Genomic DNA, 13,431 nt, shown 5'->3' on the forward strand with positions numbered 1-13,431 from the left:
AGCGTAGAATCTGTTTGGGCGCAATGGGGAGTTTGACCATTTGGTCAATCTCGTGACGGGTGCAAGACCATTGCGCGAAACCAATCCGGATTGGACGATCTTTCCAAAAAGCGTTCGGCGCTTGACGGGGGTGGCGGCGTGGTGGCCAAATCGGGCATGACCCAGACCATTGCCACCATGACGCTCGTCGTCGCCGACTACGATGAAGCCATCGCCTTTTACACGGAAAAGCTGGGTTTTCGGCTGCATGCCGATACCGATATGGGCCGGGGCAAGCGCTGGGTCGTGGTCGGACCGGACGGGAATGGCGCACGGCTGCTGCTGGCGCAGGCGGATGGGGAACAGCAGCGCGCTGCTATCGGCAACCAGACCGGCGGGCGGGTGATGGGCTTTATCGAAACACAAGATTTTGCTGTGGACTTCGCCGCCATGACGGCCAAGGGTGTCACCTTTCTCGAAGCGCCGCGCCACGAAGCCTATGGCAGCGTGGCGGTATTCGAAGATCTCTATGGCAACAAATGGGATCTGATCGAGCCCAAAGGTTAGCAGATGCGGATAGTGGTAACCGTCGCGGCGCTGCTGCTGATGGCGCCAGCGCAGGCGCAGGAAGCGGGCTGGCATTATTCGCCGCTGCCGGGGGAAGGTGATCGGGCGGCGCTCGGTTGCGCCAGCGGTTCGACGGCGGAAAATTACGCCTGTGTGGCGGTACGCTGCGAGGATGATTTAGCGTCGGGCTACATTTTTATACTAGCCAAAGCGAAGGCGACGCCGGCAACTGGATTGTGGATATCGACGAGGACGCGCATCCCGTCACTGCAGAAACTGACGCCGGGCCGTATGGCGCCAGAATCACCGGCGACACCACGGCGCTGCGCGACGGGCTGGAACAAGGCGCAGTGGCCTATTTGCAACCCAAAACCGGCTCACCGCTGGAACTGGCGGTGATCCCGCTGAGCGGGTCGCTGGCCGCGATAAATCGCGCCCTCGCGTATTGCGCGCCGCGCGCGCCGAAGGCCGCGGACGAACCGAATGCCGACGCAGGCGTTGAACACCACAGTATCAAGGAGAACTAATATGGACCGTCGCCCGCTTGGACGCAGCGAACTCGTCATCGAACCCTGGGTTTTCGGGGGCAATATTTTTGGCTGGACGGTGGACCAGAATGCCGGCTTCCAGGTGTTGGACGCCTTTGTGGACGAAGGCTTCAACGCCATCGACACCGCCAATGTGTATGGCAAGGGCAAGTCCGAAACCATGCTCGGGCAATGGATGAAGGAGCGCGGCAATCGCGAGAGCCTCTTGATCTTCACCAAGGTCGGCGCTGACATGAGCGACACCGAAAAAGGCCTCAAGGCGGCCTATATCAAGACCTCCATCGAGGACTCGCTTAAGCGCCTGCAGACCGACTATGTCGATCTCTACCAAAGCCACAAGCCGGACGACGGCACGCCCCATGAGGAGACGCTGGAGGCCTATGACGTGCTGATCCGCTCGGGCAAGGTGCGGGTGATCGGCTCGTCCAATTACTCGCCCAAGCAAATCCGCGATGCCCATGAGACGGCGGTGGTCAAGTCGCTGCCGCGCTACGAGACCGAGCAGCCGCTCTACAATCTCTATGACCGCGAGGTGTTCGAAGGCGAATTGCAGGATCTGGCGGTCAAGGAAGAGATCGGCATCCTGCCCTATTTCAGTCTGGCGGCGGGGTTTTTGACCGGCAAGTACCGCTCGGCCAAGGATTTCGACAAGAGCCCGCGCGGCGCGCGCATGGAGAAGTATCTTAATCCCAAGGGGTTCAAAATCCTCGACGCGCTGGACAAGATCAGCAAGGCCAATGACGCCACCCCGGCGGAAGTGGCGCTGGCCTGGCTCGTCGCACAGCCCGGCGTGAGCGCGCCGATCGCCTCGGCCACGTCGGTGGAACAGGTCAAGAGCCTGGCCAAGGGCGTGCGGCTGGCGCTGAGCGAGGCGGATTTGGCGGAGCTGACGGCGGCGGGGAAGTAAACTCGCAGTCGACACCCTCCCCCTTGGGTGAGGGGTCAATGGTGGGGGAATGTTTGGCCCCGATAGAAATATCGTGGCTCCGAACACCCCCTCCCAACCTCCCCATCAAGGGGGAGGTGCTGCTCAGCGAACGTGGCGGGTAAACGCCTTTAGCCTACCACTCAAACGGCTCGGAATTCACCCGGGCGCCCAGCAAGAACGCATCGGCGACCAGCCGCAACGGGGCGGCGTGGACGTCGCTTTCGTGATTGTCCAGCAACTCGGCAAACCGCTCGTAGATGCGCTCGTATTCTTCGGACGGCGCCTGCACGATAATCTCGTCATTGACGCGGAGCACCGTGCCGCCCTTTTCCAGCTTCAGGCTGTCGCCCGCCACGGTCTCGAAGGCGATAGTCCAGATTTCGCCGCTCTCTTCGAGCCAGTTGAAGCCGGCGCTCATGGTGGGCTGGTGAATCTGGCCGGACTTGAAGACGATCTCCACATCGACCGGCGTCTGCTTGTTGGCTGGGAAGGTCAGCTTGGAGCTCTGCACAAACACCGGGAAGGGCATAACCTTGGTGAAGATCGACAGCGCATTGATGCCCGGATCGCAGACGCCGAACCCGCCTGGCTCCCAGACCCAGTCCTGGCCCGGATGCCACTTGCGCACGCTTTCGCGCCAGTCGATGCGCACGGACTTGACCCCATCGGCGGCCAAGATATCGCGGGTGCGGTCAACCGCCAGGTTGTACTGGCTGTGCCAGGTCTGGAACAGCACGCGGTCGAGGCTCTTGGCGTAGGCCACGAGGTCATCGAGTTCGGAAATGGTGGTGGTCGGGGGTTTCTCCATCATCACGTCCTTGCCTGCGTCGAGCGCCTCGCGGACATATTGATGGCGGATGCCGGGCGGGGTGCAGATGGCGACCAGGTCGATCTCGGGCATGGCGGCGTAAAGCTCGGCCGGGGCCTTGAACACCGGCTTTCCGTTATGGCCTATGCCGCGCGTGGAGACGGTGGCGGCGAGCTCAAAATCCTCGGATTTGTCGATCACCGGCAGGTGCTGGTCCTGCGCGATCTTGCCCACGCCGATGACGGCAATCTTACGTTTGGCCATGACTTGGCTCCCCTCGGGTTTTGGCGGAGGATAGAGCAGATCGGCCGCCCGATTGGAAGCGGGTTTGCGCCGCTCAGTCGGCGGGCGGCTGCCAGAGTTCGATCTGGTTGCCTTCGGGATCGGCAATGCGCGCGAAGCGACCGGTTTCGGGCGTATCCCATTCGGCACGGGTTTCGATGGCGATATCGGCTGAGACCAACTGCTCGATCAGCGCATCCAGATCATCGACGCGAAAATTGATCATCCACTGCTTTTGCGCGGGGAAATAGTCGGTGTCGGCAAAGAAGGGCGCGAACACCGTCATGCCGGCGTCCTGGCTCCAGAAGTTACCGATGCCAAGATGGGTCTCATACCAGAAGGCGAGTCCCTTGGGGTCGCGGGCGCGGAAGAAAACGCCCCCGATGCCTGTTGCCTTTGCCTTCGCCATGAGCGCACCTCCATGTTGGCCCAGCAAAGCAGATCGAACCGGCGATGGGAAGCTGGGGTCGCGGGCGAGTTCCCTCCCCATTGTGGGGGTATGACTAGCTCGCGGCAAGCGCGCTAGCGAATGAGGATCGCCCTGAAATCATTCACATTGGTCCCCGTCGGGCCGGTGACCAGCAGGTCGCCAATGGCGGCGAAAGCCGAATAAGCGTCGTTATTGGCCAGCGCCCCCAACGGGTCGATGCCGGCCTTGCGCAGGCGGGTGGCGGTGGTGCCGTCCGCATAGGCGCCGGCATTGTCCTCCGAACCATCGATGCCGTCGGTATCGGCTGCCAGGGCCGTGATGCCCTCGGTGCCGTCGATGGCGATGGCGAACGCCAGAAGGAATTCGGCATTGCGCCCGCCACGGCCCTTGCCGCGCAGGGTGACGGTGGTTTCGCCGCCCGACAGCAGCACTATGGGCTTTTTGAACGGGCGGTTGCGCGCGGAAATTTCGCGCGCAATGGCGGCGTGGACCTGCGCCACGTCCCGTGACTCGCCCTCAATGCTATCGGACAGGATGGCGGCCTCGATGCCCTGGCCGCGCGCCAGATCGGCGGCGGATTCCAATGACAGGGCGGCCGACGCAATGGTGCGCACCGTGTTGGCGGCAAAGCCCGGAGCGTCGGCCAGCGGCGCCGGATTATCATCGCCTTCCAGCAAAGCCGCAGCGGCTTGTGGCAAAGCCAGGCGATAGAGCGTGGCATATTTGCGCGCCAGTTCGCGCGTGCCGGTCAGCGCAATGGTGGGGCCGGAGGCGACCACGGCGGGATCGTCGCCGGGCACGTCGGACACCACCAGCGTGGCGACGCGGGCCGGGCTCGCATGGGCCGCCAGCCGCCCGCCCTTGATGGTGGAGAACTGGTTGCGGATCAGGTTCATGACGCCGATCGGCGCGCCCGAGGCGAGCAATTGCCGGTTGATGGCCTGCTCGTCTTCCAGCGTCAGGCCGAGCGCTGGCGCCGGCAGCAGCGCCGAGCCGCCGCCCGAAATCAGGGCCACGACAAGATCGTCATGGCTGAGGCCGGAGACGGTTTCCATGATTCGGCGCGCGGCGAGGTAACCGGCCTCGTCGGGCACCGGATGGGCGGCCTCGACGATTTCGATTTGTTGGCACGGTGCCCCGTAGCCGTAGCGGGTGACCACCAAGCCCGAGAGCGGGCCGTCCCACGCCGCTTCGAAGGCCTGGGCCATCTGCGCCGAGGCCTTGCCGGCGCCGATCACGACCGTGCGGCCACGCGGCTTGGGCGGCAGATTGAGGCGCACGGCAAGGGCGGGCTGGGCTTTGGCGACAGCGCGAGCGAACAATGCGTCGAGCAAGGAGCGATCCATTGCGGTCTCCGGCTTGCGATTCGGTCGGGGCAAGGGTAGCCAGACGATAGGGGGCAAGCCGCAAGGCTGTCCAGCCAAGCTTGGATGAACTGACACGGGACCGACATGTTTGCCGGGTAATCGAGCCCGCCTGGAGTAGCAATGGCCGAACGTTATGCGATTTATCATGCCCCCGGGGTGACTGGCTCCCTGTGGGAGAAGGCTTCAACCTGGCTGGGCCGGGATGCGGCGACGGGCGATCCGTTCGACGGGCCGGTGGCGGGAATCAACCGCGACCGCCTGCTTAACCTGACGCAATCGGCCAATCGCTACGGCTTTCACGCCACCATCAAGGCGCCGATGGCGCTGGTGGACGGCGCCCAGCCCGAGGACTTGCACGCCGCACTGCAGGCCTTTTCGGCCCAGCACGAGCCGGTCGATATGGGGCGGATGACCCTGGCGCTGATCGACGGGTTCATCGCGCTGGTGCCGGCCCAGCAGAGCGAGGCGCTGCAGGATTTCGCCGCCCATGTGGTGGAAACCTTCGAGCCGTTCCGAGCGCCGATGAGCATCAAGGACCGGGCGGCGCGGGTCGCCCGGGGCCTGACGCCCCGGCAGGAGGAACTGCTGGATGGCTATGGCTATCCCTATGTGTTCGAGGAATTCCAGCTCCACATGACGCTGACCGACCGGCTGGACGCAGGCGACCGCGATGATCTCTTCGCGGCGGCCACCACCTGGTTCGGCCCGCTGCTGGAGCAGAACATGCTGCTCGACCGGCTGACGCTGTTCGAGGAGCCCGAGCGTGGGCGCCCGTTCATCCGCACCGCCGAATTCCCACTGGGTGCGGTGCGCTGATGGCCAGCTTTCGCAATGCACGGATCGTGCTGGCCGACCGCATCATCGAGGGCTCGGTCGACACCGACGCCGGTTTGATCACCGGAGTCGATGAGGGCGCGGCGTCGGTCGGCGAGGACCTGGAGGGCGATTATCTGATCGCGGGCCTGGTCGAACTGCATACCGATCACCTGGAGAATCACTACCGGCCGCGGCCGGGCGTGTTCTGGGACCCGATGGCCGCGCTGCATGCCCATGACGTGCAGATTGCCGGCTCGGGCATCACCACGGTGTTCGACGCGGTGCGCATCGGCTCGGACATCGATGTCCCCGATATGAAGCCGCATGCCGAGCAACTGGTGCAGGCCATCCGAACCGCCCGCGCGGACGACCGGCTGCGGATCGACCATCTGGTGCATCTGCGCTGCGAATTGCCCAGCCATGACGTGCTGGAGCATTTCGAGGCCTTTGCGGGGTTCGATGTCGTCAGGCTCGCCTCGGTGATGGATCACACGCCGGGCCAGCGCCAGTTCCAGTCGCTCGAAACCTACAAGCTGTTCTATAAAAAGCAGATGGGCCACTCCGAGGCGGATGCCGAAAAGGCCATCGCCGACCGCCTGGCCGAACAGGCGCGCTATTCGACGCCCCATCGCAAGGCGATCGCGCGGCGGGCCCGGGAGCTGGGCCTGGCGCTGGCCAGCCATGACGATGCGACGCTGGCGCATGTCGAAGAGGGCGTGGAGGATGGCGTCGCCATCGCCGAATTCCCCACCACGCTGGAAGCGGCGGCCGCCGCCCATGATGCAGGGCTTGCAATCCTGATGGGCGCGCCCAACGTGGTGCGCGGCAAGTCGCATTCGGGCAATATCTCCGCCACCGATCTGGTGCGGGCGGGCATGATGGATATTCTGAGTTCGGACTACGTGCCGTTTGCCTTGCTGCAGGCGGCGTTCCTGCTGCCCGAGCGGATCGAGGGCTTTAGCCTGGCCAAGGCGCTCGCCATGGTGACGGGCAATCCGGCGCGGGCGGCGGGGCTGGATGATCGCGGCGAGATCGCCGTCGGCAAGCGCGCCGATCTGGTGCGAGTGCAGATCATTCGCGGGGCGCCGGTGGTGCGGGCGGTGTGGCGGCAGGGCAAGAGGGTAAGCTAGGCGATGGCAAGGCCGCTGGGGGCGCTGGTGCTGGTGGTCGGCCCCTCAGGGGTCGGCAAGGACACGCTGATTGCCGGGGCCAAGCAGGCGCTGGATGCGGACAAGCAATACGTCTTCGTGCGGCGCATCGTCACCCGAGCGGCCCATGCGGCGGTCGAGGACCACGATAGCCTTGATCTGCAAACCTTCATCGCCATGGAGGCGGCCGACCGCTTCGCGCTGAGCTGGGAGGCGCACGGATTGCGCTATGCGCTGCCGCTCAGCGTCGAGACCGATATCGCGCTGGGCAAGATCGTGGTCGCCAATGTATCGCGGCATATGGTGGCCGGGGCCTGCGCCAAATATCCCAATTGCTCGGTCATCCTGATCACCGCCGAGATTTCGCTGCGGGCCGAGCGGCTGATGCAGCGCGGTCGCGAAAACCGCCAGCAGGTCACCGCAAGGCTGGCGCGCGAGAGCGCCCCGGTGCCGGCCGGCATTTCGCCCGTGGTCATCGACAATTCCCAATCAGTGAGCCTGGGGGTAACGGCGTTCGTGCTGGCGCTGCGCCGGATTGCGGGAGAATGAACCGGTTGGGCTTTGGTGCGTTGGATCATGATCCAGCAGCGTCAGGAGCTTTTATGAACCGGAATGGACTTTACCTTGTGATCGCGGTGTTGCTCATCGCCGTCGTCGGCTTTGGCATCTATACCTACCAGCAGCAGAATCGGCCCGGTGTCGAAGTGCGCGTGGACAATAACGGGATCTCGATCGATGGTAATGGCTAACGAGGGCGTGGCGAGCCACCGCGAAAGCATCACGACGGCAATCGGCGCGGAGTTGCAACGGCAGGGCGTGGACGGCGTCGATATCGCGGCGCTTGCCGAGGCGGTCGAGAGCGCCATCGCGGCCCATGTGCCGGTCAGCGAGGGCCGGCACCCAGACGAGTTGAACGCGACCAACGACGATTGAGTTTGCCACCCATCACCACGTCATCCCGCGCAAGCGGGAATGACGCCGGGGGTGTGCAGCCCCGGACGCCGCTCAGCCTGCGTCGGAGCTCTTGTTCACGGCCATCTTGACCGCAAAATGCGCCTTCTCGACGGTCTCGAACTGATGGCCGTCAATGGCGAAAGCCGGCAGGCGCACGGCCACGAAGCGATAGCCGCCTTCATGGGGCACGACGATGCCCTGCGGCTCGCCCGCGACTTCGATGACTATGGGGCGTAGGGCCGAAGCCCGGTCGACACTTGATTCATGCATGGGTGGATGCTCCACTTGCGCGTCCGGCGGGAACCTTGCCTGAATCGAAATTCATGGCGCGGTTCTGGCGACGCTGGGGTCTTATCGGGTCTGTGAGACAAATGCGTGACCGTGGTCACATTCGTTTCGAGGTACAGATCCGTTGCCAGCGTTTGGGGCTTTGGAGATGGGTAATGCGTACGTTCGAACACCCGGAATGGATGGTGAAGGTCGTCGATGGGGTCATCTTGCTTCCTCTCCTGGGTGTTGAACACGCGGCCGAGCATCGCTTCGGCACGACGCTAAGATAGGACGAGGCGCGCCGATTTTCCAGCCCCCGGATCGCTGTTCGGCGATACAATTATGAAAAAGCCTGCTCGACTTTAGTCGGGGCTTAGAATTGGGCCAAAAGGATGCGCCCTAGGTCTTGCTTGTCCTCGGCATGACAATCTGATGATGTCGGCTGGCTGTCAGCCGGCCGATCATCGCCGGCACAGGGGGAAGTCCAGTGTCCGAAGACGACGTTACGCCGATAGTGCGCAAGCGCGGCGTCAAGCCATCCGGCAAGCCTACGCTCAAAACCATCGCGACGATGACGGGCCTGGCGGTTACCACCATTTCGCGCGCCCTCAACAATGCCCCCGAGCTGGCGCAGGACACGCGCGACCGGGTGCAGAAGATCGCCGCCGAAATCGGCTACCTGCCCGACCGCGCGGCGCTTCGCCTCAAGACCGGCCGCACCAATGTGATTTCGCTGGTGCTGGAGCCGGACGAACAGATTTACGGCTTCGGCTCGTCCATCGTCACCGGGCTGGCCGAGGCGATGCGCGATACCGCCTATCACCTGGTCATCATGCCGCAATTCCGCAATGCGCAGCCGATGGAGCCAATCCGCCATATCGTGCGCAACCGGATGGCCGATGGGGTGATTTTCTCCAAGGTCGAGCCCTTCGACGAGCGTATCCGCTTCCTGATCGACAGCGATTTTCCCTTTGTCAGCCATGGGCAAAGTTCCTGGCCGGACGGACATGCCTGGGTCGATTTCGACAACGAAACCTATGCCCATGGCGCGGTGAAGCGGCTGGTGCAAAAGGGCTGCAAGAAGGTCTCGATCGTGCTGCCCGATAGTGCGCTGAGCTATACCGAGCATCTCAAGAACGGCATTATCCGCGGTGCGGCGGAGATGGGCATCGCCTATGAATTTGCCGCCGACGTCAACATCAACAGCCCCACCGACGCGATCCGCAACTATATCGTCAAGCGCGCCAAGCGGCCCGACGCCCCCGACGGCTATATCTGCGCCTCCGAGATTTCGGCGCTGGCGGTGATTGGCGGGTTGACCGATACCGGCAAGATCGTCGGCAAGACCGCCTTCGTCGTCGCCAAACAGGCCTCCCCGCTATTCGATCAGTTCCAGCCGGGCGCCGATACGGTGCACGAGGATTTCGTCGATGCCGGCCGCAATCTGGGCACGCTGCTGCTGCGCCAGATCAATGGCGAAGCCGGCGAAGGCTTGAGCTATCTCGCCGAGCCGAAGTTCGAGTGGAAGGACTGAGGAGCGTTAGAGCACCGGTTCCCCACAAACACGGTTCTTCCCACGGGCTTGACCCGTGGGCCTTCTTCCACATGTGCCGAGCTGCCAGAGGCCCGCCGATCAAGTCCGCGGGAAGGACAGTGGGTGGGGCGGATAGTTAGGCAGGGCGGGCAGCAGGCCCTTACCCCTCCAACTCTTCCCGCAGCACTTCCAACTCCAGCCATTGCTCTTCCGCCTTGGCCCGCTTGGCTTCCGTCGCCGCCAGCAGCTTTGACTTCTCCCCAAAGGCGTCCGGGTTCTTGGCATAAAGCTTGGGATCGGCCAGCGCTGCGTTCAGCACCTTGATCTCGCCCTCGAACTTTTCGATCTGCTTGGGCAAGGTCTCCAGCGCATGCTTTTCCTTGAAGCTCATCTTGCGCTTGGCCGTCGCCAAAGTGGTCTGGGGCAGCGCGGTCTTGCCGGCGCGGTGAGCCTTGGTGATCGCGGCGCGGGCATTCACACCCTCGCCGCGCTGGATCACCATGTCGGAATAGCCACCGGCGTATTCAGTCCACACGCCCTCGCCTTCGGCGATGATGATCGAGGTCGCCACCCGATCGAGGAAGTCACGGTCATGACTGACGATGATGGCGGTGCCGGTATAATCGGACACCATCTCTTCGAGCAGGTCGAGGGTTTCCAGATCCAGGTCGTTGGTCGGCTCGTCCAGCACCAGGAAGTTGGATGGCAATGACAGCGCGCGGGCCAGGGCCACGCGGGCGCGTTCGCCGCCGGACAACTTGCCGATCGGCGTATTGGCCTGTTCGGGGGTGAACAGGAAGTCCTTCATATAGCCCACGACATGGCGCGGTTCGCCATTGATGTGGATGGTGTCGCTGCCGCCGCCCGTCAGGGCGTCCTTGAGACGGGTTTCGGGCAAGAGCTTAGCACGGCCCTGGTCGAGCATGGCCAGCTCCAGCGCCGAGCCGAGCTTGATCTTGCCGCTATCGGGCGCGAGCAGGCCGGTCAGCATCTTGATCAGCGTAGTCTTGCCAGCGCCGTTGGGGCCCACAATGCCGATCCGGTCGCCGCGCAGCACCCGCGTCGAAAAATCGCCGACGATGACGCGGTTGCCATAGGATTTGTGGATGTTCTCCGCTTCCACCACGAGGGCCCCAGAGGTGCGACCCTCGGAAACCTGCATATTGACTGAGCCGGTGACGCGGCGCTGTTCGCGGCGGTCCTGCCGCAAATCGCCCAGCCGTTCGAGGCGGCCGACGTTGCGCTTGCGGCGTGCGGTCACGCCATAGCGCAACCAATGCTCTTCACGCACAATCTGGCGGTCGAGCTTGTGGCGGTCGCGCTCTTCTTCTTCCAGCACGGTATCGCGCCAGGCTTCAAAGGCCGAAAAACCCTTGTCGAGGCGGCGGGTGAGGCCACGATCGAGCCAGACGGTGGCGCGAGTGAGATCGCTCAGGAAGCGCCGATCGTGGCTGATCAGCACCATGGCCGAGCGCATCGAGGAGAGTTCGGACTGCAGCCATTCGATAGCAGGCAGGTCGAGATGGTTGGTGGGCTCGTCAAGCAGCAGAATATCGGGCTGTGGCGCCAGCACCCGGGCCAAAGCGGCGCGGCGGTTCTCGCCACCGGACAGGCTCTTGGGGTTTTCCTCGCCGGTCAGGCCCAGCGAATTGAGCAGATATTGCGCACGATAAAGATCGTCGCCCGGCCCGAGGCCGCCTTCGACATATTCCAGCGTCGACTTGAACGCCGACAGGTCCGGCTCCTGCGGCAGGTAGCGCACGGTGGCGCTGGGCTCGAGGAAGCGCAGGCCGCCGTCGTGGCCGACCTCGCCCGAGGCGATCTTGAGCAGCGTGGACTTGCCCGAGCCGTTGCGGCCGACCAGCGCGATGCGCTGCCCGGGCGAGACGATCAGCTCGGCGCTTTCGAGCAGGCGGGTGCCGCCGAAGGTCAGCGAAATATTCTGGAGCGAGAGGAGGGGTGCAGCGGCCATAAGGTTTCCGGTGGTTTGGCCGGGATAGAGCATAGTGGGGAGTTCAGATCAATGCGCCCTGGCGATGGCCGGGCATGCAGCGGGTTTCCCACCGGCGCTCGGTGTCGGCTTAGCCAGCAAATGGGGAGATGGAAAAGGCTGGTCAAGGTGTTGAGGACCTTGACCAGCCCGGGGAGACGGCAGCAGCAAGCCCCGTCATTCCGCAATCGCCACCAGCGGAGGTCAGCCCGTCGCGATTTGTACGGCGAAATAATCATGATTTAACATGACTGTCAAACTCATATTTTTACCGAACGCCGGAAATTCGCGTCCATAGCTTGAGGCCCAAAACCCGACTTTTGACCGGCTCGGCCGCGCATGTCTGCCTTGAGCTGTGCGGGCAGCACAGCTTGCGGGGCGTAAAATCCATAGGAAATCCGGGGCTTACCGGGTCTCTTGGCGATCACGAAACCGCGAAATGAGATGGGCCGCTGCCCCATTGAGGGCATCATCTGCGTCGACCATTGTGGAGAGCACAGTAGCGAGGACACGCCATGCGAGACGATCCGATGCGAACGCAGCGATCAGTACGACAGTTTGGATGTCTTGCTGCCATCAGCCTGATCCTGGTGGGTAGCGCCGCCGCCAGCGAACCCTATCTGCTGTCCGTCTCCGACAAGCTGACGGTCAAGGTGGTGGAATGGAATGCCGGCCAGTCCACGTTCGAGGACCTGACGGCACTAGGCGGCGAATACGTCATTGGCGCCGATGGCCAGGCGTCGTTCCCCTTCGTGGGCGCGACCCCAAGCGCCGGCAAGAGCACCACCGAACTGGCCGCGACACTGGGCAGCGAGTTGCAGCAGGTGCTTGGCCTGACGGTTGCCCCCAACGTGACCATCGAAATCGCCACCTATGGGCCGGTCTATGTCAGCGGCGATGTCAGCACCCCCGGCGCCTATCCGTTTGCTCCCGGCCTGACGGTGATCAAGGCGCTGACCCTAGCGGGCGGCGAACGCCGCGCGGCCAGCGCCACCAGCCGCCCCGAACGCGAATTGCTGACCAATTCGGGCGCGCTCGACCTGCTGGTGGACGAACATATGCGCCTGCAAGTGCGGCTGGCGCGGCTCGATGCCGAACTGGCCGGGGCGCAGACCGTGACCCTGCCGCCGGAGCTGGCCAAGGTCGAGGGCACGCAGCCACTGGTCGCGGCCGAACAATCGATCCTGCTGGCCCGGCAACGCCAGATGACGGCGCAAACCACCTCGCTCGACGAAGAAGTGGCCTTGCTCAACCGCGAGATCGACACCTTCGAGCAAAAGCGCACTGCCATGGAGCAACAGCTCGAACAGGCCCGCGAGCAGCTCAACAAGATCAACGAATTGTCCGATAACGGGCTGGCTCTGGCCTCGCGCGTCACCGCGCTCCAGACCAGCGTGGCGGACCTGCAGAGCCGCCTGCTCGATCTCGATACATCGAGCCTGCAAGCCAAGCAGGATATCGGCACCGCCGAGCGCGAACGCGCCGAACTGGGCGATGCGCGGATTTCGGATCTGTCGCTGGAGCGCCAGACCGTGGATGGCCAGATCGCCGCCCTGGCGCTCAAAATAGGCAACCAGCAGGCGCTGTTGCAGGAAGCCGCGGTCTATTCGGGCACTGCCATCGCCGGCAATGCAGCGCTGCCGAGCTACGCCTATTCGATCGTTCGCGACGGTGCGGAAGTCGCCGCCGACATGAGTACCGCGGTTCACGCCGGCGACGTCATCGTCGCCCGGCTGACGCTGCCCCAAGGCACAACTACCGCTCCAGACGAGGCCACAGCCGCACCAACCAACTGACCAGCGTAAAGGCG

The 13,431-nt window shown here is 63.8% G+C and carries 15 protein-coding genes; 10 read left to right on the top strand and 5 right to left on the bottom strand.

From position 1 onward, the window contains the following. The first annotated feature begins 156 nt into the window (after positions 1-156). The 3 genes from JWP26_RS02260 to JWP26_RS02270 all read left to right on the top strand — a co-directional run bounded on the left by JWP26_RS02260 (position 157) and on the right by JWP26_RS02270 (position 2,001). A complete protein-coding gene (locus JWP26_RS02260; protein WP_299723245.1) occupies positions 157-546 on the top strand; it encodes a VOC family protein in 390 nt (129 codons plus the stop codon). 236 nt (positions 547-782) lie between these two features. After that, the gene (locus JWP26_RS02265) at positions 783-1,073 is read left to right on the top strand and encodes a hypothetical protein (protein WP_299722841.1); all 291 of its coding nucleotides are present in this window, start codon (positions 783-785) and stop codon (positions 1,071-1,073) included. Position 1,074: 1 nt separating this feature from the next. Then, positions 1,075-2,001, top strand: a complete 927-nt coding sequence (locus JWP26_RS02270) for an aldo/keto reductase (RefSeq protein WP_299722843.1) — start codon at positions 1,075-1,077, stop codon at positions 1,999-2,001. A 154-nt stretch (positions 2,002-2,155) separates the two neighbouring features. Here JWP26_RS02270 and JWP26_RS02275 read toward each other — a convergent pair whose 3' ends face one another. The 3 genes from JWP26_RS02275 to JWP26_RS02285 all read right to left on the bottom strand — a co-directional run bounded on the left by JWP26_RS02275 (position 2,156) and on the right by JWP26_RS02285 (position 4,888). Then, on the bottom strand, positions 2,156-3,094 hold the full coding sequence (locus JWP26_RS02275) for a Gfo/Idh/MocA family oxidoreductase (protein ID WP_299722846.1): 939 nt from the start codon (positions 3,092-3,094) through the stop codon (positions 2,156-2,158). Positions 3,095-3,167: 73 nt separating this feature from the next. Next, complete coding sequence (locus tag JWP26_RS02280) at positions 3,168-3,521, bottom strand: VOC family protein (protein WP_299722849.1); 354 nt, start codon at positions 3,519-3,521, stop codon at positions 3,168-3,170. Between the two features lie 113 nt (positions 3,522-3,634). Next, positions 3,635-4,888: a glycerate kinase gene (locus JWP26_RS02285; protein WP_299722852.1), complete on the bottom strand. Its 1,254-nt coding sequence runs from the start codon at positions 4,886-4,888 to the stop codon at positions 3,635-3,637. Between the two features lie 141 nt (positions 4,889-5,029). Here JWP26_RS02285 and JWP26_RS02290 point away from each other — a divergent pair, with 141 nt between their 5' ends. From JWP26_RS02290 to JWP26_RS02310, 5 genes are read left to right on the top strand one after another with little or no spacing between them, the layout of a single operon-like run. After that, a complete protein-coding gene (locus tag JWP26_RS02290) occupies positions 5,030-5,725 on the top strand; it encodes a DUF1045 domain-containing protein (RefSeq protein WP_299722855.1) in 696 nt (231 codons plus the stop codon). Next, the gene (locus tag JWP26_RS02295) at positions 5,725-6,855 is read left to right on the top strand and encodes an alpha-D-ribose 1-methylphosphonate 5-triphosphate diphosphatase (protein ID WP_299722858.1); all 1,131 of its coding nucleotides are present in this window, start codon (positions 5,725-5,727) and stop codon (positions 6,853-6,855) included. Before JWP26_RS02290 ends, JWP26_RS02295 begins: the two co-directional genes overlap by 1 nt. Before the next feature lie 3 nt (positions 6,856-6,858). Beyond that, positions 6,859-7,422: a phosphonate metabolism protein/1,5-bisphosphokinase (PRPP-forming) PhnN gene (phnN, locus tag JWP26_RS02300; protein ID WP_299722861.1), complete on the top strand. Its 564-nt coding sequence runs from the start codon at positions 6,859-6,861 to the stop codon at positions 7,420-7,422. Between the two features lie 53 nt (positions 7,423-7,475). After that, the gene (locus JWP26_RS02305; protein WP_299722863.1) at positions 7,476-7,622 is read left to right on the top strand and encodes a hypothetical protein; all 147 of its coding nucleotides are present in this window, start codon (positions 7,476-7,478) and stop codon (positions 7,620-7,622) included. Next, positions 7,609-7,806 (top strand): hypothetical protein, encoded by a 198-nt coding sequence (locus JWP26_RS02310; protein WP_299722866.1) that lies wholly within the window; start codon positions 7,609-7,611, stop codon positions 7,804-7,806. The genes JWP26_RS02305 and JWP26_RS02310 overlap by 14 nt, the downstream gene beginning before the upstream one ends. A gap of 72 nt (positions 7,807-7,878) precedes the next feature. Here JWP26_RS02310 and JWP26_RS02315 read toward each other — a convergent pair whose 3' ends face one another. After that, positions 7,879-8,097 carry a hypothetical protein gene (locus JWP26_RS02315; protein WP_299722869.1) on the bottom strand — a complete coding sequence of 73 codons (219 nt, stop codon included), beginning with the start codon at positions 8,095-8,097 and terminating at the stop codon, positions 7,879-7,881. 487 nt (positions 8,098-8,584) lie between these two features. Between JWP26_RS02315 and JWP26_RS02320 the strand changes: the two genes are divergently transcribed. Further along, positions 8,585-9,631, top strand: a complete 1,047-nt coding sequence (locus JWP26_RS02320; RefSeq protein ID WP_299722871.1) for a LacI family transcriptional regulator — start codon at positions 8,585-8,587, stop codon at positions 9,629-9,631. Between the two features lie 160 nt (positions 9,632-9,791). On the opposite strand, the gene JWP26_RS02325 is transcribed toward JWP26_RS02320, so the two are convergent. Continuing rightward, positions 9,792-11,603 carry an ABC-F family ATP-binding cassette domain-containing protein gene (locus tag JWP26_RS02325; RefSeq protein WP_299722874.1) on the bottom strand — a complete coding sequence of 604 codons (1,812 nt, stop codon included), beginning with the start codon at positions 11,601-11,603 and terminating at the stop codon, positions 9,792-9,794. Positions 11,604-12,136: 533 nt separating this feature from the next. Between JWP26_RS02325 and JWP26_RS02330 the strand changes: the two genes are divergently transcribed. Further along, positions 12,137-13,417 (top strand): polysaccharide biosynthesis/export family protein, encoded by a 1,281-nt coding sequence (locus tag JWP26_RS02330; protein ID WP_299722877.1) that lies wholly within the window; start codon positions 12,137-12,139, stop codon positions 13,415-13,417. The last annotated feature ends 14 nt before the right edge of the window (positions 13,418-13,431 follow it).

Source organism: Devosia sp. (assembly GCF_028290435.1).
In the GTDB taxonomy this organism is placed as follows: Bacteria; Pseudomonadota; Alphaproteobacteria; order Rhizobiales; family Devosiaceae; genus Devosia.

Coding starts and splice junctions, on each gene's coding strand:
- JWP26_RS02260 (WP_299723245.1), top strand. CDS start 157: ATGACCCAGACCATTGCCACCATGACGCTCGTCGTCGCCGACTACGAT.
- JWP26_RS02270 (WP_299722843.1), top strand. CDS start 1,075: ATGGACCGTCGCCCGCTTGGACGCAGCGAACTCGTCATCGAACCCTGG.
- JWP26_RS02275 (WP_299722846.1), bottom strand. CDS start 3,094: ATGGCCAAACGTAAGATTGCCGTCATCGGCGTGGGCAAGATCGCGCAG.
- JWP26_RS02280 (WP_299722849.1), bottom strand. CDS start 3,521: ATGGCGAAGGCAAAGGCAACAGGCATCGGGGGCGTTTTCTTCCGCGCC.
- JWP26_RS02285 (WP_299722852.1), bottom strand. CDS start 4,888: ATGGATCGCTCCTTGCTCGACGCATTGTTCGCTCGCGCTGTCGCCAAA.
- JWP26_RS02290 (WP_299722855.1), top strand. CDS start 5,030: ATGGCCGAACGTTATGCGATTTATCATGCCCCCGGGGTGACTGGCTCC.
- JWP26_RS02295 (WP_299722858.1), top strand. CDS start 5,725: ATGGCCAGCTTTCGCAATGCACGGATCGTGCTGGCCGACCGCATCATC.
- phnN (WP_299722861.1), top strand. CDS start 6,859: ATGGCAAGGCCGCTGGGGGCGCTGGTGCTGGTGGTCGGCCCCTCAGGG.
- JWP26_RS02305 (WP_299722863.1), top strand. CDS start 7,476: ATGAACCGGAATGGACTTTACCTTGTGATCGCGGTGTTGCTCATCGCC.
- JWP26_RS02310 (WP_299722866.1), top strand. CDS start 7,609: ATGGTAATGGCTAACGAGGGCGTGGCGAGCCACCGCGAAAGCATCACG.
- JWP26_RS02315 (WP_299722869.1), bottom strand. CDS start 8,097: ATGCATGAATCAAGTGTCGACCGGGCTTCGGCCCTACGCCCCATAGTC.
- JWP26_RS02325 (WP_299722874.1), bottom strand. CDS start 11,603: ATGGCCGCTGCACCCCTCCTCTCGCTCCAGAATATTTCGCTGACCTTC.
- JWP26_RS02330 (WP_299722877.1), top strand. CDS start 12,137: ATGCGAGACGATCCGATGCGAACGCAGCGATCAGTACGACAGTTTGGA.